The organism is Pseudomonas sp. PSB11 (assembly GCF_014596605.1).
In the GTDB taxonomy this organism is placed as follows: domain Bacteria; phylum Pseudomonadota; class Gammaproteobacteria; order Pseudomonadales; family Pseudomonadaceae; genus Aquipseudomonas; species Aquipseudomonas umsongensis.
The window spans coordinates 118509-141857 of the sequence record NZ_NOIO01000018.1 but is presented as its reverse complement, the minus strand read 5'-3'; the positions used below and the strand labels follow the sequence as shown (position 1 = coordinate 141857).

General features: G+C 61.6%; 24 protein-coding genes. 11 read left to right on the top strand and 13 right to left on the bottom strand.

The window, feature by feature from the left end; all coding sequences use genetic code 11:
* Positions 1-131: transposase (locus CGA21_RS20330; RefSeq protein WP_188264089.1), on the bottom strand; the 131-nt coding region annotated here is incomplete at its 3' end.
* A 218-nt stretch (positions 132-349) separates the two neighbouring features.
* Here CGA21_RS20330 and CGA21_RS20325 point away from each other — a divergent pair.
* The 3 genes from CGA21_RS20325 to CGA21_RS20315 are packed head-to-tail and all read left to right on the top strand — an operon-like array spanning position 350 to position 3960.
* Positions 350-1663, top strand: a complete 1314-nt coding sequence (locus CGA21_RS20325) for an amino acid permease (protein ID WP_188264897.1) — start codon at positions 350-352, stop codon at positions 1661-1663.
* Positions 1656-2936, top strand: coding sequence for an aspartate aminotransferase family protein (locus CGA21_RS20320; protein ID WP_188264896.1), 1281 nt, complete (start codon positions 1656-1658; stop codon positions 2934-2936). Before CGA21_RS20325 ends, CGA21_RS20320 begins: the two co-directional genes overlap by 8 nt.
* 10 nt (positions 2937-2946) lie before the next feature.
* Positions 2947-3960, top strand: coding sequence for a phosphotransferase enzyme family protein (locus tag CGA21_RS20315; protein WP_188264895.1), 1014 nt, complete (start codon positions 2947-2949; stop codon positions 3958-3960).
* Positions 3961-4087: 127 nt separating this feature from the next.
* Here CGA21_RS20315 and hpaC read toward each other — a convergent pair whose 3' ends face one another.
* On the bottom strand, positions 4088-4600 hold the full coding sequence (gene hpaC / locus CGA21_RS20310; RefSeq protein WP_188264894.1) for a 4-hydroxyphenylacetate 3-monooxygenase, reductase component: 513 nt from the start codon (positions 4598-4600) through the stop codon (positions 4088-4090).
* 258 nt (positions 4601-4858) lie between these two features.
* Between hpaC and CGA21_RS20305 the strand changes: the two genes are divergently transcribed.
* Positions 4859-5488 carry a response regulator transcription factor gene (locus tag CGA21_RS20305; RefSeq protein WP_008062087.1) on the top strand — a complete coding sequence of 210 codons (630 nt, stop codon included), beginning with the start codon at positions 4859-4861 and terminating at the stop codon, positions 5486-5488.
* A 126-nt stretch (positions 5489-5614) separates the two neighbouring features.
* Here the strand turns inward: CGA21_RS20305 and feaR are convergent, their stop codons facing one another.
* From feaR to CGA21_RS20260, 9 genes are all read right to left on the bottom strand, one after another.
* On the bottom strand, positions 5615-6535 hold the full coding sequence (feaR, locus tag CGA21_RS20300; protein ID WP_110750651.1) for a transcriptional regulator FeaR: 921 nt from the start codon (positions 6533-6535) through the stop codon (positions 5615-5617).
* A 152-nt stretch (positions 6536-6687) separates the two neighbouring features.
* Complete coding sequence (locus CGA21_RS20295; protein WP_188264893.1) at positions 6688-7638, bottom strand: PDR/VanB family oxidoreductase; 951 nt, start codon at positions 7636-7638, stop codon at positions 6688-6690.
* Positions 7639-7796: 158 nt separating this feature from the next.
* Positions 7797-8537 carry an SDR family NAD(P)-dependent oxidoreductase gene (locus tag CGA21_RS20290; protein WP_110750654.1) on the bottom strand — a complete coding sequence of 247 codons (741 nt, stop codon included), beginning with the start codon at positions 8535-8537 and terminating at the stop codon, positions 7797-7799.
* Between the two features lie 10 nt (positions 8538-8547).
* Positions 8548-9048, bottom strand: coding sequence for an aromatic-ring-hydroxylating dioxygenase subunit beta (locus CGA21_RS20285; RefSeq protein ID WP_110750656.1), 501 nt, complete (start codon positions 9046-9048; stop codon positions 8548-8550).
* Positions 9045-10328, bottom strand: a complete 1284-nt coding sequence (locus tag CGA21_RS20280; protein WP_188264892.1) for an aromatic ring-hydroxylating oxygenase subunit alpha — start codon at positions 10326-10328, stop codon at positions 9045-9047. Before CGA21_RS20280 ends, CGA21_RS20285 begins: the two co-directional genes overlap by 4 nt.
* 29 nt (positions 10329-10357) lie before the next feature.
* Positions 10358-11476, bottom strand: coding sequence for an amidase (locus CGA21_RS20275; RefSeq protein WP_188264891.1), 1119 nt, complete (start codon positions 11474-11476; stop codon positions 10358-10360).
* Positions 11473-11958, bottom strand: a complete 486-nt coding sequence (locus CGA21_RS20270; protein ID WP_188264890.1) for a nuclear transport factor 2 family protein — start codon at positions 11956-11958, stop codon at positions 11473-11475. The genes CGA21_RS20275 and CGA21_RS20270 overlap by 4 nt, the downstream gene beginning before the upstream one ends.
* A 3-nt stretch (positions 11959-11961) precedes the next feature.
* A complete protein-coding gene (locus CGA21_RS20265; protein WP_110750664.1) occupies positions 11962-12333 on the bottom strand; it encodes a hypothetical protein in 372 nt (123 codons plus the stop codon).
* Between the two features lie 40 nt (positions 12334-12373).
* A complete protein-coding gene (locus tag CGA21_RS20260; protein WP_188264889.1) occupies positions 12374-13537 on the bottom strand; it encodes an acyl-CoA dehydrogenase family protein in 1164 nt (387 codons plus the stop codon).
* 323 nt (positions 13538-13860) lie between these two features.
* Between CGA21_RS20260 and CGA21_RS20255 the strand changes: the two genes are divergently transcribed.
* The 7 genes from CGA21_RS20255 to CGA21_RS20225 all read left to right on the top strand — a co-directional run bounded on the left by CGA21_RS20255 (position 13861) and on the right by CGA21_RS20225 (position 20804).
* Positions 13861-15345, top strand: a complete 1485-nt coding sequence (locus CGA21_RS20255; protein ID WP_188264888.1) for a sensor histidine kinase — start codon at positions 13861-13863, stop codon at positions 15343-15345.
* 142 nt (positions 15346-15487) lie between these two features.
* Positions 15488-16639, top strand: a complete 1152-nt coding sequence (locus CGA21_RS20250) for an amine dehydrogenase large subunit (RefSeq protein ID WP_110750669.1) — start codon at positions 15488-15490, stop codon at positions 16637-16639.
* A 13-nt stretch (positions 16640-16652) separates the two neighbouring features.
* Positions 16653-17192 carry a MauE/DoxX family redox-associated membrane protein gene (locus CGA21_RS20245; RefSeq protein ID WP_110750671.1) on the top strand — a complete coding sequence of 180 codons (540 nt, stop codon included), beginning with the start codon at positions 16653-16655 and terminating at the stop codon, positions 17190-17192.
* 5 nt (positions 17193-17197) lie between these two features.
* Positions 17198-17824, top strand: a complete 627-nt coding sequence (mauD, locus tag CGA21_RS20240) for a methylamine dehydrogenase accessory protein MauD (protein WP_008062109.1) — start codon at positions 17198-17200, stop codon at positions 17822-17824.
* 18 nt (positions 17825-17842) lie between these two features.
* On the top strand, positions 17843-18364 hold the full coding sequence (locus CGA21_RS20235; protein ID WP_008062110.1) for a methylamine dehydrogenase light chain: 522 nt from the start codon (positions 17843-17845) through the stop codon (positions 18362-18364).
* Between the two features lie 162 nt (positions 18365-18526).
* Positions 18527-19048, top strand: a complete 522-nt coding sequence (locus CGA21_RS20230; RefSeq protein ID WP_110750675.1) for a cytochrome C — start codon at positions 18527-18529, stop codon at positions 19046-19048.
* Between the two features lie 331 nt (positions 19049-19379).
* Complete coding sequence (locus CGA21_RS20225) at positions 19380-20804, top strand: undecaprenyl-phosphate glucose phosphotransferase (protein ID WP_033039829.1); 1425 nt, start codon at positions 19380-19382, stop codon at positions 20802-20804.
* Positions 20805-20881: 77 nt separating this feature from the next.
* Here CGA21_RS20225 and CGA21_RS20220 read toward each other — a convergent pair whose 3' ends face one another.
* Together CGA21_RS20220 and CGA21_RS20215 are read right to left on the bottom strand one after the other, a co-directional pair.
* Positions 20882-21994 carry a glycosyltransferase 61 family protein gene (locus tag CGA21_RS20220; RefSeq protein WP_188264887.1) on the bottom strand — a complete coding sequence of 371 codons (1113 nt, stop codon included), beginning with the start codon at positions 21992-21994 and terminating at the stop codon, positions 20882-20884.
* A gap of 71 nt (positions 21995-22065) precedes the next feature.
* Positions 22066-23208 (bottom strand): hypothetical protein, encoded by a 1143-nt coding sequence (locus CGA21_RS20215; protein ID WP_110750679.1) that lies wholly within the window; start codon positions 23206-23208, stop codon positions 22066-22068.
* Positions 23209-23349: the final 141 nt, after the last annotated feature.

Here is a 23349-nt window from a genome sequence, read left to right as displayed (position 1 = left end):
TAGGCCGCGATCCACTGGCGCAACGAAGAAAAATCAACATCGTGCCGATCCGCAACATCTCTAAGACCCGCATTACCGGAACAGTAATCCTGCACCGCCAACAGCTTCACTTGAACTGTGTACTTCCCCATGAAACACCCCATCGGTTGTGTCCAACCTTTGGGGTGCAGTCCAGAGCGTGGGAACGATCAATGGGCGCCCAATCTGGCACCCACAACCAACCACCTGGCATGCACGCAAACATGCCGCGCCGGGCCCCGCGCGTAGTATCGAAGCGCAAAGCAACGCTGAACCCCTCCATTTCTCACCAAAAAACAATAAATCGACCTTCGGGTCGCGGGAGACTTCTGTGCTCAAGAAAAGTGCGTTGGGCTGGCCAAAGATTGCCGGCCTTGGAATTGCGTTGGTGGTGGCCGGGCAGTTTTCCGGCTGGAACTTTGGTTTGGCGGCCGGTGGCTGGCTGAACATGCTGGTCGCCACCTTGTTGATGGCGCTGCTGTGCGGTGGGCTGGCGTTATGCGTGGCGGAATTGTCCACGGCGTTGCCCAGCGCGGGTGGTGTGTTCGTGTATGCGCAAAGTGCGTTCGGGCCGTTCGTGGGTTACCTCGTCGGGGTGGCGTGCGCGCTGGCCTTGACCATCGGCACCGGGGCGGCGGCGACGTTCATTTGTGCCTACACCGAGTCGATTTTCGGTCTTGGCGGCTGGCCGGTGAAGGTCGCCCTGTTTGCGGTGATCATTGGCATTCACCTGCGCGGAGTGGGTGAGGCCATGGGCCTGACGTTCATTGCCGGCGTGATTGCGGTCGTGGCCCTGTTGACCTTCGGTGTGGCCATGGCGCTGCATGTCGAGTTGAACAACCTGCTGGCATTGCCGGCTAACGTCTCGGCACCGCTCAGCCTCGGCGGCATCTTCGCCTGTGTGCCGTTCGCGATCTGGCTGTTCATCACGGTCGAACAAACCGGTTCGGCGGCGGAAGAAGCTGAAAACCCTGGCCGCAGCATGCCCCGCGGCATTCTGGCGGCCATCGGCACACTGTTGGTCACAGCCCTGGTGGTACTGGTCTGCGCACCGGGCGCCGGCGGTGTTGAACTGGTGGGCTCGGCGGGCGACCCGCTGTACGCCGCGATGTCCAGCAACAGTGCGTTCGGTGAAGGCTCGTGGCTGGCCAAGGTGATTGGCTGCGGCGGCGTGTTCGGCTTGATCGCCACCTTCTTCTCCCTGGTGTACGCAGCCTCCCGGCAATTGTTCGCGATGGCTCGCGACGGCTTGTTCCCGCAGTGGCTGGGCAAGACCGGCAAGCGCGGCACGCCGTATCCGGCACTGCTGCTGATCGGCGCCATCGGCTTGCCGTTGTCCGCGATCGATCCGGCCACGGTGATGCTCGCGGTCGTGCTGCTGCTCAACGTCTGCTACCTGTTCATCTTCGGCGCATACCTGCGCATCAAGCGCAGCCAGCCCGACCTGCCACGGCCATTCCGCCTGCTCGGCGGCAAGCTGGTCGCCTGGCTGGGCCTGGCCCTGACGCTGATGGTCGTCGCCGCCTGCTTCCAGCTCGACGTGAGCATGCTGATCGCCCTCGGCGTGACCTTCGCCCTGTGCATTTTCAACTTCCTGCTGCGCACTCGCCGCACCGCCCCCATCGAGGTTCCAGACCATGCCTGAACAAACCCTTTTGCAACGCCGCCACCGCGTACTCGGCAGCGCCTCGCCGCTGTTCTACGACAAGCCCTTGCACCTGGTGCGCGGCGAAGGCGTGTGGCTGTTCGACGTCGACGGTCGCCGCTACCTCGACGTCTACAACAACGTGCCTTGCGTCGGTCACTGCAATCCCCACGTGACCGACGCCATGCACCGCCAGGCCACCACGCTGAACATCCACACCCGCTACCTCGATGAACAAGTGGTGCGCTATGCCGAACGCTTGACCGCGACCTTCGGCCAACCGCTGGATACCGCGATGTTCACCTGCACCGGCACCGAGGCCAACGAACTGGCGCTGCGCCTGGCACGCTACGCCAGCGGCGGCACCGGCATTATCGTCAGCGATTACAACTATCACGGTAATTCCGCATCGCTGGCGCAGGTCACCACCGCCCTGCCCTCGCCGGAACCCTTCGCGGCCCATGCCCGCGCCGTGCCGATTCCGTGCCTGTACCGGGCACCGGTGGGCACCAGCGAGGCGCAGTTGGCCGAGCAGTACGCAGCCAACATCGCGGCCGCCATCGCCTCGATGCAAGCCCAGGGCATTCGTCCCGCCGCGCTGCTGATCGACACCTTGTTCGCCAACGAAGGCTTGCCCCGGGTGCCGGCCAGTTTCGTTGCCAAGGCCGCCGAGTTGATTCGCGCCGCCGGTGGCCTGTTCATCGCCGATGAAGTGCAATCAGGTTTCGGCCGCACCGGCGATCACCTGTGGGGTCACCAGGCCCACGGCGTCGTGCCGGACATCGTCACCCTCGGCAAACCCATGGGCAACGGCTATCCGCTGGCCGGGTTGATCACCCACAAGGCGCTGGTCGAGTCGTTCGGGCGCAACGCCATGTACTTCAACACCTTCGGCGGCTCGCCCGTAGCAGCGGCGGTCGGCATGGCGGTGCTTGACGAGATTGAACAAAAGCAGCTGCTGCAAAACGCACAAACCGTCGGCGCTTATGTGCAGCAGCGTTTGCAGGTACTGGCAGGCAAGCATTCGATCATCGGCGACGTGCGCGGCAAGGGCCTGTTCTTCGCCATGGAGTTGGTGCGCGATCACGCCAGCAAGGAACCGGCCGGACTGGAGGCGCGCAAGGTGGTCAACGACATGCGCGACAACGGCGTGCTGATCAGCAAGATCGGCGCCGGTGACAACATACTCAAGTTGCGCCCGCCGCTGGTGTTCAGCCGCGATCATGCCGACGTGTTCGTCGACACCCTGGACCACGCCCTGAGCGCGATTTGAGGCCCCTGCCATGACTGACTTCCACACGTTGAACCACGATCAGCAAGTCGTCCGATTACACGACCTGGCGCGCCATGCCCTGCGACACTGGGACGGCGACTTCGGCGACATCGAACTGGTGAAATTCCGCGAGAACGCGGTGTTCTCTGCCCGCCGCCACGACGGCCAGCGGGTGGCCCTGCGCATCCATCGCAACGGCTATCATTGCGAAGCGGCGTTGCGTTCCGAATTGCAATGGATGGAAGCCCTGGAAAGCGCCGGGATTACGGTGCCGCAGATCATCCGCGCCCGGGACCTGCGTCATTTGATCGAAGTGAGCCATGCCGACATTGGCGAACGCCATATCGACATGCTCGCCTGGTTGCCGGGCACCACCGCCGGCACCTCAGAGGCCGGGGTACAGGCCGATACCGACATCGACTTCCTGTTTGCCGAGGCTGGGGCGCTTGCGGCGCGCATTCATGTGCATTCGACAGAGTGGCAGCAGCCGGACGAGTTTGTCCGGCACGCCTGGGATGAGGAAGGCTTGATCGGCGCCAATCCGTTCTGGGGGCGCTTCTGGGAGCTGCAACAGCTGAGCGATGAACAACGCGACCTGTTGCAGCAAGCCCGGCGTGCGGCGCGCAAGGACCTGCGCCAATACGGCCGGCACCTGGGTAACTTCGGCATGATCCACGCCGACCTCGTCCCGGAAAACCTGCTGATCGAAGGCCCGCGCCTGCGCTTGATCGACTTCGATGACGCGGGGTTCGGCTGGCATATGTTCGAGCTGGCGACCGCGCTGTATTTCTGCGTGGAGGATCCGCGCTATGAGCACATCAAAGCGGCGCTGCTGGAGGGTTATCACCGGGTCAAACCCTTGACCGAGGCGGATCGCAAGACGCTGGCGTTGTTCCTGATGCTGCGTGGTACCACGTACCTGGGCTGGATTCACACCCGCCAGGGCACGCCGACAGCGATTGAAATGGCGCCGATGTTGATAGAGCGCACGTGCGGGTTGGCGCGCGAATATCTCCACCAGTAACAGCCCCCGCTGATCGTTCCCACGCTCTGCGTGGGAATGCCTCAACGGACGCTCTGCGTTCGGCTCTGGAAGGGACGCAGAGCGTCCCGGGCTGCGTTCCCACGCGGAGCGTGGGAACGATCAATTGTCAGCAATGCGCGCCAGCATGTTCCAGGCGATGGAACAACCGGTTGAAATACACCAGGCTATCGCGCGGTTCGCGCACGCCCACCTTGTCCAGCTGCACGAACATCACCGAGTGCGAGCCCACTTCCTTGCACTCGCTGATGCGCCCCTCCAGCTGCACCAGGGCATCACGCAGCACCGGCACATCGGCGGCGCCGTCGTCCCACAGGTCCCAGGCAAAACGCTCGGCCATCGGCACCTGGGTCATGCCGGCGAAGTGACGGGCCAGTTCTTCCTGTTCGCCACACAGCACGTTGACGCACAGGCGGCCATTGCTGCGGAAAACGTCGTGGGTGGCGCTGTTGCGGTTGACGCACACCAGTACCGTGGGCGGCGAGTCGGTCACAGAGCACACGGCGCTGGCGGTGATGCCGCAGCGCCCGCCCGGGCCGTTGGTGGTGATGATGTTCACCGCAGCAGGCAGCTGCGCCATGGCGTTGCGAAAGTCGATTTGTTGCTGGCTCAGGTCGGCCATGTCGATGCCCCTTCCTTCAGGAGGACCGCTCTGAAGCGGCCCGTAGGTGATGGAACAAGACTAAGGCTGTGGGCACGGCGCAACCATTCCTGCGATCCCCATGGCGAGGTTAGGTTTCCGCTAGTCGACTAGGTGGTTTCTTTATCGCATGGGCCCGCGACAGTGGGTATCCTGCTTACAGGCTGGAAAAAACACAGCCGATGCGTGCCGCGCGTTCGCGTGCGAAAACAATAATTAGAAATTTCGTGGCAGCCCCTGATGGAAACCCGCAAACCGATTGTTTACATCGTTGACGACGACAAAGACCTGCGCACCTCGCTGGCCTGGCTGCTGGAGTCGGTCAGCGTGCAGGCGCAGTGCTTCGCTGGCGCCGAAGAGTTCCTCAGCCAGTACGACCCCAGGCAGCCCGCCTGCCTGGTGCTGGATGTGCGCATGCCGGAAACCAGCGGTTTCCAGCTGCAGGAGATCCTCAACCAGCGCGGCAGCACCTTGCCGACCATTTTCGTCTCGGCCCATGGCGACATTCCGATGTCGGTCACGGCGATGAAGAACGGCGCCCTGGACTTCGTCGAGAAGCCCTACAACCCGCAGCAGATGATCGACCGCATCCAGGCCGCGCTCAAGACCGCCGTGCACGCCCAGGCCGATCAGCAGCAGCGCCAGAACCTGCAGGGCAAGCTGGCGCTGCTGACCAGCCGCGAGCGTGAAGTGTTGATGCTGGTGATCGATGGCAAGGCCAGCAAGGTGATCGCCCGGGAGCTCAACATCAGCGTGAAGACCGTTGACGTGCACCGCACCAAGATCAAGGAAAAGATGGGCGTGAGCAGCATTGCCATGCTGGTGCGCGAGGTGTTGCACCTGCCGGTGGACGAGCCGGCGCGGCATTGATCTACACCCCGGCGCCGCCTTCTGTAGGAGCCGGCTTGCTGGCGAAGGCGTCGGATCAGTCACCGAAGATGTTGGATGACCCACCGCTATCGCTGGCAAGCCAGCTCCTACAGGGGATGTGTTGTATCAGTGCTGGCTATAGCGCTTGCGATAAGCACCCGGCGACACGCCAAAACGCGATTTGAACGCCGACGAGAAGTAGCTGGAATCGGAAAAACCCCAGGCGTAACACAGCGCCGACAGCTTCTGTTCGACATCGGCCCGGCGCAGGTTTTCCGCGCAGAAGTCCAGGCGCCGGTGCTTGATGTATTGCGCCACCACCAGGCCGCGCTTGGAGAACATCCGGTACAGGCCGCGCACGGAAATCCCCACCTCGCGGGCGATCAGTTCAGGGCACAGTTCTTCGTCGCTCAGGTGCGCGTCGATGAAGGCGATGATCTTGCGGAACTGCCGCTCATGGGGATCGGCAACGCTGTCACGGGCGCTGATCCCCGGCAGCAGCAGGCTGGCCAGGGCGTCGAGCACGGCCTCGCTTTCCTGCATGTCCAGCCCTTCCTGCTGGCGAGTCTCCAGTATGAGCTTGTTGGCCATCGCGGCCAGAGGGCTGTTGGCGCCGATGCGCGTGGCGCAGTTCACCGCATTGAAGTGCGAACCCCGCTCCACCACCTGACGCGGCAGAATCAGCGACAGTTGGCGCGAGTCATCGTTGTAGGTCATGTCGCTCGGACGGCTGGCGTCGATCAGGGCGATGTCGCCACAGCCCAGTCGCGTGCGGTTGTCGCCCTGTTCAAGGTGCGAGCTGCCGCGCAGCTGGAACACCGCGTAATAGTGGCCGTCGCTGCTGGTGCTGACGTCCTTGCTGGTGCGATACAGATGCACATGCGCCATGTCGACCACACTGAGGTTGATCGCGCCGCTGCGAAATTCCGTCAGTTGGCCGTAGAAGTCGCTGTCCAACGCCCTGGCGTCAAAACGCCCGCAGGCCTGGTTCACCTGGCTCAACCAACTTTCGAACGCCTCATTGCGCACCGTCGATGCTGTAGTCATGTCCGCAAAGCCTCACAGTTTTGTTGTTATTCTCGACCGCTTCGCCGAGCGGTTCGGTAAATAGTGTTTCGTACTCCAGCCATCCCCTCCCTTGGCGGCCGCCGGGCCTCATTCAACAGACTCCGGCGTCGGCTTTCCAGCGTGCAAAGCGATTAAATGTCCAATACCAGACGAGCGGAAAGTGCCCGTGAAACGCAGGCGCAAATCTGCTGGTTGGAGGCCTTTTCCTTGTTGGAAAGGCAGTTGTCGCGGTGCTCCGGCACGCCTTCCAGCACTTCGACGATGCAGGTGCCGCAGATGCCTTCGCGGCACTCGGTGTCGATGTCGCAACCGTGGGCCTGCAAGACGTCCACCAGGCTGGTGTTGGCCGGCACTTGCAGCACTACGCCGGAACTGGCCAGCTGCACTTCGAAACTGCCGGCCGGAGCGCTGTTGGCCGCCGGATCCGCAGCGAAGTGTTCAAGGTGAATGGCCTCATCGGCGCGACTGCGCGAAGCCACTTCCACCACTTTGTTCATGAACGGTGCCGGGCCGCAGGTGTAGACGTGGGCCGTCGGGTTGGCGCGATCCAGGCATGCGCTCAACGCAGCGTCCAGATCGCCCGGTTCGACGCCGTAGTGGAACTCTACGTGATCGGCGAAATGCGTTGCCAGCAGTTCGGTAAACGCGGCGTACTGCGCCGAGCGGGCGAAGTAATGCAGGCGATACGGCTGGCCGCTTTCCGCCAGTCGATAGGCCATGCTCAACAGGGGCGTCACGCCAATGCCGGCGGCGAACAGCACATGTTCGCGGGCATCCGGATCGAGGCGGAACAGGTTGCGCGGCGCGCCCATTTCCAGCTCCATCCCCTCTTGCACTTGCTCATGCAAGGCCTGCGAACCACCGCGCGACAGCGGCTCTTTTTTCACCGCCACCAGGTAGGCGCGGCGATCCTGTGGGGGGCTGCACAGCGAGTACTGGCGGGTCACCCCGGTCGGCCCGGTCAGGTCGACGTGGGCACCCGGTTCATAGGTGTCGAGCGGCTGGCCGTCACTGCGCACGAGGCGAAAGGAACGAATATCCTGCGCTTCTTCGACGATCCTTTCGATTTTCACCTTCATCATGGCATCACCTGAATACTGTTATTTTGGGTACTGCATCCTGTAGGAGCGAGCATGCTCGCGATGAACCTGAGGTCGCCACGGGGTGTCAGGTTTCCCGTGTCATCGTTGACGACCATCGCGAGCGTGCTCGCTCCTACAGGGGGGCATTTTTCTGTGGCTTAGCGCATGAACAGGCCGCCATTGACGTCCAGGCACGCGCCGGTGACGGACGTTGCGTTATCGGCGATCAACAACAGCACGCTGTCGGCGATGAACGCCGGGTCGCCGAGGGTGCCGGCCGGGATCATTTTCAGGATCTGTTCCAGACGCTCCGGGGCCACGGTTTCACGCACGACCGGCAAGTCCAGCGGACCTGGCGAAATGCTGTTGACCGTCACCCCTTGCGGCGCCAGTTCACGGGCAAAGACTTTGGTCAGCGTCGCCACGCCGCCCTTGGCCGCGGCGTAATGCGCGCCGGTGGCGGTGCCGCCGTTCTGCCCGGCCAGGGAAGCGATGTTGACGATGCGACCAAAGCCGCGCTCGGCGAAGTGCGCACCGAACACCTGGCAGGCGACGAAGGTGCCGCGCAGGTTGATCGCCATCGAGTCATCGAACTCTTCGGGCGTGATGTCCATCAGCGCCGCGACTTTCGACACCCCGGCGTTGTTCACCAGGATGTCGCAGCCGCCCCAGTGCTCGACCAGCACGTCGCGGGCATGCTGGAAATCAGTCTTGCTGCGTACATCCAGCTCAATGGCGATAGCGCTGGCACCGCTGGCATCCAGTTCGGCAGCCAGTCGCCGCACGCCATCGAGGCGCACATCGGCCAGGGCGACGCGATAACCCGCCCCGTGCAGACGGCGGGCGATGCACTCGCCCAGCCCGCGCGAGGCACCCGTGACAAGGGCTACTCGACTCATGATGTTGCCCTCACAGGAGGAAGCCGAGCGCGCTCAGGCTGTCGGTGGAGTTGATCAGCCGTACCACTTTGCGCTCCAGGGTCGGCACGCCATCGGTGAAGCGGATGCGGTGGTTCAGGTCGGCCACGAACGGTGTGTGCACGCCGCGTTTGTAGGCGTACAGCAGCTGCGCCGAGTTGACTTCGACGATGTCGCCGGCGGCTTCGACCAGGCGGAAACGCGAGACCGTGCGAATGGTTTTCGCCGCATCCACCGCCGACGGCGAGTAACCGGCGGTCAGGCGTTCGATGCGCAGCTCACGCATGCGTGCGTCGTCGTAGGCGTAGTTCAGCGTCGCCTCGAAGTCTTCGGTGTCCGGGTCGATCGGCACGATGTACTTGCCGCTTTCGCTCCACAAGGTCGCCCACTCGGCATAGTGCTTGTGGTCGAGCAGCTCGGCTTCGCGCCAGATGAATTCGATGGCCTGGGCCAGCGGGCCGGAAAAACCGTTCAGGGTGTCGTGATTGCTCATTGGCTCATCATCCTTTTCCACATGTCGTAGGCTCCGCGCATGCCGCCCTCGTCGGTGGCGTGGCTGACCTTGTCGCCGTTTTCAGCGGTGATTTCGCGGTTCAGGCCGCGGTTGACCAGGATTGGCGCATCGACGCCGGCGTACGAGCCACGCTGCACGCGGTCCCAGGCTTCGGCATCGTCAGGGCTGCCGAAACCGAACGGGCCCTGGAAGTGTTCGTGAATGCGCATGCGTTCGCGGTTGGCGATTTCCGGGCCGCCGTCCATGCCCAGGGCAACGTGACGGATCTCGGTTTCAGTGACCGATACCGGACGCAGCACGCGAAAGAACGACATCGACATGGCCACGTTGGGGAACAGGTTCAGGTTGAAACCGGCGCCGTGCAGCGAGCGCACGATGCGACGCACCTGATCGGCCGGCAGGGTCTTCGACAGTTCTTCGGTGACGTGGGCGAAACGCTCTTGCAATTGTTCGGTGCCGTCGTCGTGATCGAGGTCGACGTGCTCCGGCACCATCACCATCACGCTGTGGCCGTTGCCCAGGGAGTGAGTGACGGCCTGCTCGTCGGTCATGAACGACAGCATCTCCGAGGTTTCTTCATCCACCGACGACATGAACGACTTGTGCACGATCGGGAAGTGGTAACCGTCAGTGGTGTTTTCCAGCTGGATCTTCCAGTTGCCCTTGAAGCTGAACTTGTGTTCGCCCTGGGTCTTGATCGGGTAACCGGCGCCCTGCTTCATGAACAGGTCCATCCAGTGTTTGGCGCCACCGAGGAAATCTTCCAGCGGTTCGATCTGGTCGTTGTAGCTGGCGAAGATCATCCCGGCGTAGCTCTCGACGCGCAGGCTGGTCAGCGGCAGTTCGGATTTTTCCAGGATGCCTTCATAACCATCCGGATACGGCAGCGCACGCAGCTTGCCGTCCAGGCCGTAGGACCAGCTGTGGTACGGGCAGGTGAAACCGGTAGCGTTGCCCTTGTGCTTTTCACACACGGTGGCACCGCGGTGCCGGCAACGGTTTTCCAGCACGTTGATGTTGTTCTTCTTGTCGCGAACGACGATCACCGGGCGACGGCCAATGGTAGCGGTCTTGAAGTCGCCGCTGTTGCGCACTTCGCTTTCGTGGGCGACCCACACCCAGGTGCGGTAGAAAATTTTCTCGAGCTCGGCTTCGAACAGCGCCGGGTCGTTGTACAGCGAGACGTCGACGCGGTCATGCTGGACCAGGTCTTCGGGGCTTTTCGACGTTGCGATCAGCCGGTATTCATGAGTGCTCATGCGGTTCTCCTCATGGCTTCTTGTTAGATTTAAAGGGTTGAGGCTTGCAGTTGCGCACCAAAGGCGCAGACCAGTTCGTCCTGACCTTTGCGACCGACAATCTGCAGGCCGACTTTCAGCCCGCCGCAATCGAGTTCCACCGGTACCGTCAGCGCCGGATGGCCACTGAGGTTGAAAGGACGCGCCAGCGGGGTCATGCCGGCCACGGCCTTGCTGCCGCTACGGGCTTCGTTCAGCGTGGGTGGAAGGCTTGGCAAAGTCGGCAACAGCAGTACGGCGAAGTCTTCCAGCGCCGCATCCACTTGTTGGGTAAAGCGAGTACGCACGATTTCGGCCTCTGCGAGCTCTTCACGAGTAGTGCGGCTGGCTGCGAGCAGACGGGTTTCCACATCGGCGCCGATCAGGCCCTTGCCGGTCAGGTGACCGAACGCGGCCCAGTTTTCGAAATTGATCACGGTCAGGCCGGCGGCGAACGCCGCTTCGAATTCGCTCAATTTCAGGTGGCTGCGGCGCCAGCCCGCGCGGTCGGCAGCAGCACCGAGGCTGGCCTGCAGGTGCGCGTCGCAGGCCACGTCGAGGAAGCCGACTTTGGCGCCGTCACCTGGCAAACCTTGCAGGTTGAAACCTGGGCAAATCACCTGCATGGCGGCGATCAGGTCGTCCATGGTCCTGGCGAACGGCCCCACGCAATCGAGGCTGGAGGCCAGCGGATGCGCGCCGATACGACTGACACGGCCGTAGGTCGGCTTGAGCCCGGCAACCCCGCAGCACGCAGCAGGGACTCGCACCGAACCACCGGTGTCGGTGCCGATCGCGATGTCCGCCAGGCCCGCCGCGACGGCAGAAGCCGAGCCGCTGGAGGAACCGCCGGGCACCCGATCAGGTGCTTGAGGATTCACCGGCGTGCCAGTCCAGTCGTTGATGCCGGTAACACCAAACGCCAGCTCATGCAGGTTGGTCTTGCCGACGATCTGCCAACCCGCGTTGAGAATCGCGTCCACCACTTCGGCGTTTTTCGTCGCCGCCGGTGCGTCGGCGAAGGCGCGGCTACCGGAGCGGGTCGGATAACCGGCGATGTCGATGGAGTCCTTGATGGCTACGCGCTTGCCATTGCCACCGAGGAGAAATTCGCTGATGAAAGTACTCATGCACCCTTCTCCTCTTTGTACAAATAAGTGCTGAACAAGCGTTGCGTGCGAAAATGCGCGATCCGCCAGACGCCGTCGACACAGCGGAAATCGATGTTCAGGCGAGTGCCGAACAGTTCGCTGCGCTGATCGGCGTAGGTGGAAATCTGCTGCATGATCCACTGCCCCTGCGCCGTGCTGCCGTCGACCACGATCGACTCGCTGGTGAGGTAATGCAGGTTCAACTGGAAGTGATCCGACGGCGGCAGGTAACCGCCGACAAACGCCGCCACGGCCTCGCGTCCACGATGCTGGCCGAAGGTCTGCGCGGTCTCGCGCCCCACGCCTTCCCAGATCGCATCGACGCAGAACAGCTCCGCCAGTTCGCTGACCTGGGTCGGCGCCCGCGGCACGTCGCAGAGGTCCATGTAGCGCGCCATCAAGCGACGCACAGCGCTTTCCCCTTCGAGCGTCGCCAGACGCAGCAGCAAGGCCTCGTCCATGGCTTACACCCTGGCCGCGTCAGGGATGGTCAGCGCACGACCGATGCGCGCTTCGACCTTGGCGTAGCGCCACAGGCTGTATTCGTTCACAGGCGTTGTGCGGAACAGGTTGCAGGCGTCGATCACCGACTGGTGGCAGTCGACGTCGGCCATGATGTACACGGTCCAGGGCGAGGTGGTCGACGGGCCGACCATCAAGCGGTCGTCATCCATGGCTCCGAGCACGGTGATGCCGGGCATCGCGCCGAGATCCGCCATCATCCGGCTGAAGCCCTTCCATACGCTAAGGCCTTCGCCGGTAGGCAGGTCGAAAAAGTTCTGGGTGATGCCGATGCAGAAGACGACGCGCAACGGTTCTTGAGTGGTTTGAGTCATGTGTGTTGATCCTTGTAAATGAAGCTCTGAAATAAAGTGTTCAGATGTAGCCCGGGAACGGCGCAACGCCGAGGAACACCGAGCCGGCGCCGTCATACAGTCCTTCGCTGAGGAACGCGTGCTGGGTCACCACCATCGAGTCGCGCAGGTAACGCTGCAGCGGATGGCGCAGGTAAATGGCGGTGGTACCGGCCAGGCCGTAGGCGCTCTGCACCACCTCGGCGCCGGCCTGGGACACGTGAATGGCGGACAAGCGCAACAGGCTGGTCTGCTCCGGGGTGACCGGATTGCCGGCGAGGATCGAGTTCCATACCTGTTCGGTCGCGCTGTAGAAGAAGCCGCGAGCGGCGCTGAGCTTGGCTTCGGCCTTGGCGATTTCGATGCGCACATAAGCGCGGTCGGACAGTTTCGGCGCACCGGTGATGCCACCGCCACCCGCCATGCGGCTGATTTCATCGAGGGCAGCGCGGGCAAGGCCCAGGTTGACCACTGCCAGCACTTGCGCGGCGTAGGCAATCGAGGGATAGCGGAACAGCGGCTCGTCGATGGTCGCGACACCGCCACGGATGAAGGTCCAGCGCTCGTCGACGCGCTTGTCGGACACCCGCAGGTCGTGGCTGCCGGTGCCTTTGAGGCCGACTACGTCCCAGTTCTCGATGATCTCTACCTGCTCCGGGCGGAACACGGCGGTGCGCGGCTTGCCGCCTGCAGCACCGATGCCCACGCCCAGCAAGTCCGCACCCTTGCAGCCGCTGGCGAATTTCCAGGTACCGTTGACCTGATAGCCGCCCTCTACCGCCTCGGCCGGTTGCAGTGGAAACAGGCCGCCGGCGAACACCAGGTCCGGGCTATCGGCATAGAGTTCAGCCAGGGTTTCGCGTGGCAACGCCGCGAGGTAGACACCGGCACTGCCAAAACTGGCCACCCAGCCAGCGGAGCCGTCGGCTTCGGAGATGCGTTCGATCATGTGCAGAAACTTCGCCGGCGCCAGGGCGTCGCCGCCGTAGCATTTCGGCGTGGCGGCGCGGTAGATGCCCACCTGCTTGAAGCGTTCGATCATGTCCCGTGGCACATGGGAAACGCTGTCGAATTCGTTGCGACGTTGGCGCACTTCTTCCAGCACCTGCGCAAAGGCCGGGCTGTCGACGACATTCTCGTCAACACCGATCGGTGCGTCTTGTTGCACGACCGCTGAACGCAGCATGGGCTTTCTCCGTTTTGCTTATTGTTAGTGGGGGCCACACCGCACCGCTGTCTGTAGGAGCTGCCGAAGGCTGCGATCTTTTGATTTTGTTTTTGGATCAAGATCAAAAGATCGCAGCCTTCGGCAGCTCCTACAGATAAAGGCGTGGTCACCCTTGCATTGCGGTCCAGTGTAAAAACCGGATGCCGGCGCAACTATTGGTGCGTGCAGCCCCCCACCTAAAGAAATCCCCTAGATCCACACCGGTTACCTCTGAGCGCATGCCGCTGTGCGAGCAGGTATAAAACGCCATACTGCAAATCTCTGCCGCCAGGGGCCGTGTGATGTACCAGCCAAAACCGAACGACTTCCATGCGCTGATCGAAGCCATGCCGCTGTGCATCATTCTTCACGATGCGCAGACCAAGGAAATTCTCTGGGCCAACGCTGCCGCCCTGGCGGCGCTGGGTTTTACCCTGGAGGAACTGACGCCGCTCAAGGCCCCGGACATGACCCGCGACGCACCGAAGTACCGGCGCTCGGTGGGCCTGCGCTGGCTGGAAGGTGCTGCGCGCACCGGCCAGCGCGCCATCGAGTGGTGCTATCGCTCCAAGCAAGGGGTGGAAATTCTTTCCGAGGCCGTGGCGACCCTGGTGCACCTGGACGGTCGGGATGTGTTGATGGTGCAGTTCCGCGACATCTCCAAAGAGGACAAGGTCAAGCGTGACCTCAAGCGTTTCGAAAGCCGGCTCAAGGCCTTCATGCAGGATCTGGCCGAAGGTGTGGCGGTACTCGGTCCCGAGGGCGATATCGGTTTTATCAGCGACTCCGGCGCGCACTTGCTCGGCAGTGAAGTCCACCCGTTGATGGGCCAGAACTTCCTGGCCTGGTGCGACGAGGCTTCGCGCCAGCGGCTGCTGCAAAAATTCGCCCATGAGACGCCGGAACACACGCCCTTCAACGTGCATTACCAAGTGCGGCGGCGGGACGGGGAATGGCGCTGGCATGACGCAACGTGCCGTTATATAGAGATTGAAGATGACCTGGTCGGCCATCTGCTGCTGTTCCGCGACGTCACCGAGCAGGTGCAGGCCGAAGACGCGCGGCGGGTCAGCGAGCAGAAACTCGAATACCTGGCGCGCTACAACGCCATGGGTGAAATGGCCGTGGCCATCGCCCATGAACTGAGCCAACCGCTGGCCGCCACGCGCAACTTCATCGAGGGCGCGGTGATTCGCCTGGGCAATGCAGCTGACGCCGATCAAGGCGTCACCTGGGGTTTGCAGAGCGCTGTGCGGCAGATCGAGCACGCCTCGGTGATCATCAAGAGCGTGCGCGATTACGTCGTTAAACTGGAGCAAAGCGAAGAGCTGATCGACCTCAACGAACTGCTGCGCGAAACCCGCTACTTCATCAGCCTGCGGGCCGACCCGAGCCAGGTGCGCGTGGAAGTCGTGACCTCGCCCGCGCCGCTGCAGGTGAGTTGCGAGAAGGTATTGATCGGCCAGGTGATCCTCAACCTGGCGTTCAATGCGATCGAAGAAATGGCCGACCTGCCGCTCGAACGTCGGATTCTGCGCATTCATGCCAGCGCCGCCGACGGCGTTGCGCTGGTGCGCATCGAGGACAACGGCCGCGGCATCCAGGCCGAGGCGCAAGAGAAGCTGTTCGACGGCTTCTTCTCGTCCAAGGTCAGCGGCAACGGCATTGGTCTGGCGCTGTGCAAGAACATCATCGGCCGTCACCGGGGCGATATCTGGGCGCAAAACCTGGAACCCTGTGGTGCGGTGTTCAGCTTTTCCCTCCCCCTGATCCCCCCCGCACTCTGATCCCCCCCGACACTGGCACAGATACACAAACACTTGGCAGGCAGGGCAATTCCCGCGATTGCCGGGCGAGGCACTATTCGATAGTCAGAATCTGCCCACTCACCCGCGATCCGCGTTACCAACAATTCAGGAAGTTCCCCTTATGCGAACAAACAGGATCTCCGTACAGTCAGCGCTAGGCCTGAGCCTGCTTGTACTCGGCTTGAACAGTGCCCGCGCGGATTTGCCCGCCGACACCGGCATCGGCCAGACCACCCTGGCCTTCCCCGCTGAACCGCACCGGGCATTCGTCGTCGATGTCGAGTTCGAAAGCTTCGTCGCCGGACGTGTCACCGTGGTCGACCCCGATCAGAAACGCGTGCTCGGCATGGTCCCGACCGGCTTTGCCGCGCCTTCGGCCCTGAGCCATGACGGCAAGCTGATCTACAGCGCCGACATCTGGTATTCGCGCGGCACCCGCGGCACCCGCACCGACGTGTTGACCGCGTGGGACAGTTCGACCCTGTCGCCGGCCTGGGAAGTATTGATCCCGAACAAGCGCGCCGAATCGCTGACCCAGCGCTACGGCCTGAAGACCAGCGGCGATGACCGTTTCGTCTACGTCTACAACTTCACCCCGTCGACCTCAGTCACTGTGGTCGACACCCAGACCAAAGCGGTTGCCTCGGAAATCGCGATTCCCGGTTGCGTGCTCAACTACCCGGTGGGCAAGCGTCGCTTCGCCTCGCTGTGCGGCGACGGCAGCCTGCAGGTGGTGACCCTCAACGATCAAGGCCAGGAAACCGCGCGCAACCGCACGCCGTTCTTTGACCCGAACGCGGAAAAACTGGTGGAGCGCGCGGTCAACGTCGGCGACACCTACTACTTCACCACCACTACCGGCACCGTGCGCGCCGTGGATTTCTCCGCTGACGCGCCGAAAATCCTGCCGAGCTGGTCGCTGGTCACCGACGAAGAGAAGAAAGCCGGTTGGGCCCCGGGCGGCTGGCAGCTGATGGCGGTCGCGCCGAAGCTGAACCGCCTGTACGTGCTGATGCACGACGCCCACGAACCGATGAAGTGGGAAGACCCGAGTCCCTTGATCTGGGCCTTCGATCTGAAGACTGGCAAGAAAATCGCCACCCTGGAAGCACCGGTACCGGTGTGGAGCATGCAGGCCACCGGCGACGACAAGCCACTGCTGCTGGGCACCGACGTTGAAGGCGGCTTGCAGATCTTCGACCTCAAGACCAACCAGCACACCGGCAGCATGGCCAAGGTCGCAAAAACCGCGACTCAGGTCATGAGCTACTAACAGAGATCCGGCCATGCAATCAGATCCGATCTTCATCATTGCCAGCGCCATCGCCATTGCGGTGCTGCTGGCCAGTGCCGCGACCCACAAGGTGCGAGCGCCAGCGCGCTTTCGCAAACAACTTGCCGATTATCAACTGCTGCCCGACGCGCTGGTGCGCCCGAGCGCGCGGTTGATCCCGCTGCTGGAACTGGCCATTGCGTTCGCGTTGCTGGTGCCGGTCAGCCGCCCCTGGGCAGCGTTGAGCGCGGCCAGCCTGCTGGCGCTGTACGCCACCGCCATCGGCATCAACCTGTGGCGTGGGCGTCGCGACATCGATTGCGGTTGTGCAGGGCCCGACCAGGCACAACCGCTGCGCCCTGTGCTGCTGCTGCGCAACAGCGTGCTGGTGGCGCTGGCATTGCTGGCAAGCGTCGCGCCGATGGTGCGTGACATGACTGTGTTCGATGGCTTCGTGACCCTGGCTTCGGCCGCCGTCGCGCTGCTCATCTACGCCGCGGCCGATGGCCTGGCGGCGAACTCCCCTCTTCTGCTCAAATTGATTGGTAGGTAATCACAATGGAAGGCTTGATCGTTTCCAACGTTCTGCTCTGGGTATTGCTGGTGGCCGTGGCGTTCGTCGTCATGGGCCTGGTCCGTCAGATTGGCGTGTTGCACGGCCGTCTTGCCCCGGCCGGCGCGCTGATGATGGACAAAGGCGTGGCCGTCAACGAAGCCGCACCGCAAGTGACCGCTGCCGACCGTAATGGCCGCCCGGTGAACTTCGGTTATGCCGGCGAGAAATCGCAACTGCTGTTCTTCCTCTCGCCGACTTGCCCGATCTGCAAATCCCTGCTGCCGGCGATCAAATCCATCGCCAAGGAACAAGCCAGCACGCTGGACGTGGTGTTCGTCAGCGATGGCGACATGGACGCCCAGCAAGCGCTGATCCGCGAGCACAAACTCGAAGACGCCACTTATGTAGTCGGCCCGGAAGTGGGCATGACCTACCAGATCGGCAAGCTGCCGTACGCTGCCCTGATCGACAAGTCCGGCACCCTGCGCGCCAAAGGCCTGGTCAACTCCCGCGAGCACCTGGACAGTCTGTTCGAGGTCGAGCACCTCAAGCACGCGACGCTGCAGCAATATCTCAATGCGCAACCCCACGACCACGCTCATGACCACAGCCACGGCCATAGCCACTGATAAGGCAGGGAGACCTTCATGAAACTGCTGGATCTGTTATTCGAACGCTCCTCGCGCCGTGTTGCCGACACGACTTCGCGCCGCAAACTGCTGGCTCGCATGGGCTCGCTGATCGTCGCCGGTGCCGCCCTTCCCGTGCTGCTGCCGCTGGATCGCACCAGCAAGGCGCTGGCCGCCACTGACCCGAAAGCCGGTGATCCGGGTGATCCAAACAGCTGCGACTACTGGCGCTACTGCTCCATCGACGGCTTTCTGTGCAGCTGCTGCGGCGGTTCGGTGACGTCCTGCCCACCGGGCACCGAAGCCTCGCAAGTGACCTGGATCGGCACCTGCCGCAACCCGGCCGACGGCAAGGACTACATCATTTCGTACAACGACTGCTGCGGTAAACAAAGCTGCGCCCAGTGCGCCTGCACCCGTAACGACAGTGAAGAACCGGCCTACCGCCCGTTCAACAACAACGATGTGAACTGGTGCCTGGCCGCCAAGTCGCACATCTATCACTGCACCGTTTCGATCATCCGCGGCGTGGCGGTCTGACACGCACCACCGCCGGTTGCCCTGGCACCGGCATTGGTCCCCTGTAGGAGCGAGCATGCTCGCGAAAAATGTCCAGACAACGCGCACATCCAGACAGGCGCGTAATCGTTGACGTCCATCGCGAGCATGCTCGCTCCTACAGCCCCCCCAAGGAGACATCTCATGCGCAAGTTGCTGGTCCTCGGTCTCGTCTGCGCCCTGACCACCCCGCTCGCCCAGGCCCGGGCCATCCCCGACCCGACGCAGCGCCACGCGCCGGGCAACGAGGAACTGCAAAAGCCCATCGCCGAGGCCGGCTACAGCGTGGGCGTTAACTATCAGTTGCAATGTGCCGGTTGCCATCTGGGCAACGGCATGGGCTCTGCGGCCAATGACACCCCGAGAATGACGGGATTTGTCGGCAACTTCCTGAAAGTCCCGGGCGGCCGTGAATTCCTGGTGCGCGTGCCTGGCATGTCGCAATCGGCGTTGAACAACGCGCAGCTGGCCGACCTGCTCAACTGGCTGATGCGCGAGGACGGCATGGCCGGCAAAAGCCGACCCGCCGATTACCAGCCCTACAGTGCCGACGAAGTGGCGGCGTTGCGCGCCAAAACCATGCTCAACCTGCCAGGCACTCGCGCTGAACTGATCAGCAAGATGCGCGCCCAAGGCATCGCCATCGAAGACGGGATGAATAACTGACAGCGCTGCCCATGCGCTGCTCACCCATGCTTCCCTGCCCAGGCAATCCAGGTACTACCGATGGTCGTATCACCCTCCCAAAAGCAGGCCGCCCGGTGCCTGCGTGCATGCCGCAGACTAAACTTCGTCCATTGCGTGAATGAATCCACACTGCTGCTAAAGTGATAGCACGGGATGCCGCGTTCTCCCCAGCTTTGCGAATTTCGGTGGACGGTGGATTTCTCGACTATAAGTAGCTTGCCGTTGAGGCTAAAGCTCTGAAACGAAGGTGGTTTTGACCTGGATCGCGTTCGGGTTGGGCGCGAGGGGGCAGCAAAAATGGGATCTGATCATGATTTTTGAGCCGAGCAGTAGCCGTTCCGTACTCCAGCGAAGAAGCAGTACCAGTATCTTTATCCAGGCAGGCCTCGATAGCCTCGCTGTCACCGGTGTCGCGTGGTACCTGATTGTTTATCACATAGGTTTCATCACCCAGGCTTATGTGATCATGGTCCTGTTGCTGCTGGGGGCGCTTGCGGTCGTCTACGACCACTACGCGATTTATCGAAGCAATGTCGTGTTTGCCGTCAAGGCCTTCAAACTGTTCAAGGCGTGGACCGCCGCCTTTTGTTTTCTCGTCGCCATGGCCTTTCTTACGAAACAAAGCGAACAGTACTCACGCTTGCTGGTCGGTGAGTTGTTCGTCATCGGGTATTTTGCCCAACTGCTTTTGCACCTCGCGACCCGTGAACTGCAAAAGAAATTCCTGGCCCACCCCACCCAACGGGACAACGCGCTGATCATCGGCTCGGGAGAGCTGGCGGACTTCCTGCACCAGAAAATCAGCAACAATCCCTGGCTGGGTGAACGGGTAGTCGGCTCCGTGTTGATCGGGGCGGCCGACGACCGGGGCAAGGATGGTTCGGAAAACCCCAACCGCCTGGCGATACTGGGTCATATTTGCGATCTTGACGACCTGGTCGTCCAGCATTCGATCCGCACCGTCTACTTCGTCACGCCACTGGACGGCTCCCAGGTGATCAAGGATGTGTATCTGAAGCTGTTCGACAAGCACATCTCGGTCAACTGGGTGCCAGACATCTTTTCCCTGCGCTTGATCAACCACAGCGTTCGCGAGATCGCCGGCATTCCCGTGCTGACCTTGTCCGAGACGCCACTGATGGGCATGCGCCTGCTGCTCAAGAACCTTGAAGACCGCGTGCTGGCGTTTCTGCTTTTGCTGATTGCGGCGCCAGTGCTGGCCATCGTGGCCATTGCCATCAAGCTCGACAGCCCGGGGCCGGTGTTCTTTCGCCAGCAACGGATGGGCTGGAGTGGCGGACCGTTTCGCATCTGGAAGTTCAGGAGCATGGTGGTCCATCAGCCCGAAGACGGTGTAGTCAAGCAAGCACAAAAGAATGATCCGCGCATGACCCGGGTCGGCGCCTTCATTCGACGCACCAGCCTGGATGAGCTACCGCAGTTGTTCAATGTACTGATGGGTGAAATGTCCCTGGTCGGGCCGCGTCCGCATGCCATCCAGCACGACGCGCAGTATTCACCCGACATCGCCGACTACTTTGCCCGCCACAACATCAAGCCAGGCATTACTGGCCTGGCTCAAGTGCGTGGCTATCGCGGTGAAACCAAAGACATCGAACAGATGATTCGCCGGGTGGATTCGGACATTGAATACATCAACAACTGGTCCCTGTGGCTCGACTTCGTCATCCTTGCCCGGACAGTGACGGCCTTCTCCGGCAAACATGCCTACTAGTCATACCTTGATTGCATGAGCCGCCCGGTAACGCTGACGACCAGCGTTACCGGGTTAAGCACGAGGCTGCAAAAGCATCAGGCCGGGAACAGGTCGAGGGTGCGCTCAACCTCATCGGGATCGATCCGGAAACCTTCGCCGTCGGGGGTGCCCACCACAAAACCGAAGTTTTGCCGGTCGCGATCCGTCAGGTATTTGAAGAAGCAGACGAAACGGTCAGGGGGTTGCAGGACCAGCAGTGAGCCGCCGGGTGCAAGGACATTGACGCCGTGTATGAGCTGACTGCCTTCGATGCCGATCACGGTCCTGGCGCCGGCACAAGCCGCGACGATGGTCGCCACATCGGATTTCGAGGGGTCGATGATGCGAAAGCCGCGGCGCTCGCGCAGACGTTCAGCCAACTCCAGTTCATTGCGCAGCAACCGCAACTCACCCTTGTTGCCCCGCAGCACGAATACACCGGGGTGAGAAACGACGTTGACATGGGACAACAACTTTTCCGACATTGCGCGAAAGCGCAGGTGCTTGTGGCGGTTCTGGCTGATGTCGTCAAAGATCACCAGTTCACGAAAAAATGCGTTGCGCATACGCAGCGGATTCATGCCCAGCCACTTTTCATAACCGGGGGCGTGAAGTATCCCGTGCCGGGTTGCGCTGACTTCGGTTTCAGCGAGTTCCGTGGTCACCGGAACCCCGAGCTGGCTCGCCATGGGATAGGTGATGCAATCATCCACCATCCACGATCCAAACCACTTGTTGCCGCCCACGGTGCAATACATCGCGGCGCGATCGATTTCGTGTTCTATGCGAATCTTCGGCAACCAACCGGCCCTGGGCGATAACCAGGATTTGGCATCACCTTTGTAAAGCGCGCCGTCGATCAGCCAGGCGTCCTTGAGCAGAAAGGCGCGAGTCGGGCCGTGCTGCACGAGACCGTTGCCCTCCATGGTGCGACGGGGATGTTCGAAGGGATAAAACTGCCATCCCGTCACGCGTTCAAGCTGGTTGGGCAGGTAAAAAGCCGGGGGTGCAATCGATTCATCGGGGGGAGCCACGTTCCAGGTTTTCACCGCGACACTCTGCAGGTCCAGCGGTGCTTTCCTGGCAACTTTCTCCTTGAACATGTGTTTATACGCAGCAAAACTCCATTTCGCCCCAGCGCCGCTCACCAACATATTCGATTGCGACATAAGGATTACCACTCTAATGCGTGTAAATATAATTAGCGCTTGTCGTCCTTGTGCGCACTATCAAACTCCAGTCAATTACAAATGATATTTTCCATGACAGGCGGTGCCTTCAGATGACCGTATCGAGCGCGTAAAGTCTCGAGCAGTTGTTCCGGTGGCGCCTTGGCGCAATGAAGATAGACCTTGCTGAGACCGCCAAATCCCATTTCGCGATAGCGCTCGGCAATGTCCTCATCACTTTGCCCGTCCGGCAAACCCAGATGCAGGGTGAGTTTTTTACCCTCTACGGCAAACAAGGGTGTTTCCCAAAGAAATTGCGCGACGCCCACCTTGGGCAGCCGGACAAACAAATAGCCGTGGTTATTCAGGGTATCGACATCGCCGCCACGCCTTCTTTTCCATTCCAGCAAGCCGTCGTCCGGGCGCGCCAGGCAAGTGCCGATATCGTAATAATCAAAGCCGTTTTCCAGCGCCCATTCCAGCGCCATGAAGGTGGTGATCGAGTTGATTTCCCTAAGCTTTTTCGCATCCGAATAGACTGTTTCGGGGTAGCCGAAACGGATCGTGCTCCAGTAGCGCTTGCCCGCGCGGGTAATCACGCAGCCAAGGTGACAGGCGACCACCTCGTCTTCCAGCAGCACCAGGTCCAGGCGGCCGGCGGTTTTGGCCACCCTTCGCACCTCCTGCTGCTCAATCTGCGAAGCAGAAGTACCATGCCTTGCACTGGCATAGGGTTGCAGCATGCCTTGGTCGGCGCTTTCGATTTCATCGTCGTTCAACGCCTGTTTAAGGCGATAGCGCAAACGGTTCTTGCGAAGATTGCGCCGCAGCTCAGAGTTATATCTTGCGGTGATGTCCTCGATCGAGCGGCCCAGGGGAACTACGGCGCTGAGATATTGCGGCACACAGAGTGCGCCCGGCGTCGGTATTTCACTGACGAACACCGTTATGCCTGATTTATTCGCCTTAAGTTGCTGATTGGCTACCTGAGGTTCAGCACCCATGAGAACTTTCACGAATTCACGCTGTGCCTTACGCCCCATATAGAGAATGTCGTAAGGACTCTCTTCGCGCAGCTTGAACCTGACAAATTCCCAGCGCCAAAAACAGGCTCGACCGGCAATATCGCGCAGCCAGGCATGGGCTTTCCTCAGTTCAAAGCGTACCGACGGCGTAATCAACTGACGCAACAGTGCCTTTACATATTCTTTCATTTGGCATTAACACTAAATGATTAAGGAAGATTATTTGAAAGTTCGAATCAAGGAATAACGAACTGAATTCAGGCTTCAACACGATGGTAGCCGGCGTCAAACTTTCGTCGCCATACGCACCAAAGGCGAAACAAATCATTA

What these genes read in the sequence shown, in the direction of transcription:
- CGA21_RS20320 (WP_188264896.1), top strand. Translation starts at nt 1,656, where the DNA reads ATGCCTGAACAAACCCTTTTGCAACGCCGCCACCGCGTACTCGGCAGC.
- CGA21_RS20275 (WP_188264891.1), bottom strand. Translation starts at nt 11,476, where the DNA reads ATGAGTACTTTCATCAGCGAATTTCTCCTCGGTGGCAATGGCAAGCGC.
- CGA21_RS20295 (WP_188264893.1), bottom strand. Translation starts at nt 7,638, where the DNA reads ATGATGAAGGTGAAAATCGAAAGGATCGTCGAAGAAGCGCAGGATATT.
- CGA21_RS20220 (WP_188264887.1), bottom strand. Translation starts at nt 21,994, where the DNA reads ATGTCGCAATCGAATATGTTGGTGAGCGGCGCTGGGGCGAAATGGAGT.
- feaR (WP_110750651.1), bottom strand. Translation starts at nt 6,535, where the DNA reads ATGACTACAGCATCGACGGTGCGCAATGAGGCGTTCGAAAGTTGGTTG.
- CGA21_RS20255 (WP_188264888.1), top strand. Translation starts at nt 13,861, where the DNA reads ATGTACCAGCCAAAACCGAACGACTTCCATGCGCTGATCGAAGCCATG.
- CGA21_RS20260 (WP_188264889.1), bottom strand. Translation starts at nt 13,537, where the DNA reads ATGCTGCGTTCAGCGGTCGTGCAACAAGACGCACCGATCGGTGTTGAC.
- CGA21_RS20280 (WP_188264892.1), bottom strand. Translation starts at nt 10,328, where the DNA reads ATGAGCACTCATGAATACCGGCTGATCGCAACGTCGAAAAGCCCCGAA.
- CGA21_RS20270 (WP_188264890.1), bottom strand. Translation starts at nt 11,958, where the DNA reads ATGGACGAGGCCTTGCTGCTGCGTCTGGCGACGCTCGAAGGGGAAAGC.
- CGA21_RS20225 (WP_033039829.1), top strand. Translation starts at nt 19,380, where the DNA reads ATGATTTTTGAGCCGAGCAGTAGCCGTTCCGTACTCCAGCGAAGAAGC.
- CGA21_RS20285 (WP_110750656.1), bottom strand. Translation starts at nt 9,048, where the DNA reads ATGAGCAATCACGACACCCTGAACGGTTTTTCCGGCCCGCTGGCCCAG.
- CGA21_RS20315 (WP_188264895.1), top strand. Translation starts at nt 2,947, where the DNA reads ATGACTGACTTCCACACGTTGAACCACGATCAGCAAGTCGTCCGATTA.
- CGA21_RS20250 (WP_110750669.1), top strand. Translation starts at nt 15,488, where the DNA reads ATGCGAACAAACAGGATCTCCGTACAGTCAGCGCTAGGCCTGAGCCTG.
- CGA21_RS20245 (WP_110750671.1), top strand. Translation starts at nt 16,653, where the DNA reads ATGCAATCAGATCCGATCTTCATCATTGCCAGCGCCATCGCCATTGCG.
- CGA21_RS20265 (WP_110750664.1), bottom strand. Translation starts at nt 12,333, where the DNA reads ATGACTCAAACCACTCAAGAACCGTTGCGCGTCGTCTTCTGCATCGGC.
- mauD (WP_008062109.1), top strand. Translation starts at nt 17,198, where the DNA reads ATGGAAGGCTTGATCGTTTCCAACGTTCTGCTCTGGGTATTGCTGGTG.
- CGA21_RS20290 (WP_110750654.1), bottom strand. Translation starts at nt 8,537, where the DNA reads ATGAGTCGAGTAGCCCTTGTCACGGGTGCCTCGCGCGGGCTGGGCGAG.
- CGA21_RS20230 (WP_110750675.1), top strand. Translation starts at nt 18,527, where the DNA reads ATGCGCAAGTTGCTGGTCCTCGGTCTCGTCTGCGCCCTGACCACCCCG.
- CGA21_RS20235 (WP_008062110.1), top strand. Translation starts at nt 17,843, where the DNA reads ATGAAACTGCTGGATCTGTTATTCGAACGCTCCTCGCGCCGTGTTGCC.
- CGA21_RS20215 (WP_110750679.1), bottom strand. Translation starts at nt 23,208, where the DNA reads ATGAAAGAATATGTAAAGGCACTGTTGCGTCAGTTGATTACGCCGTCG.
- CGA21_RS20305 (WP_008062087.1), top strand. Translation starts at nt 4,859, where the DNA reads ATGGAAACCCGCAAACCGATTGTTTACATCGTTGACGACGACAAAGAC.
- hpaC (WP_188264894.1), bottom strand. Translation starts at nt 4,600, where the DNA reads ATGGCCGACCTGAGCCAGCAACAAATCGACTTTCGCAACGCCATGGCG.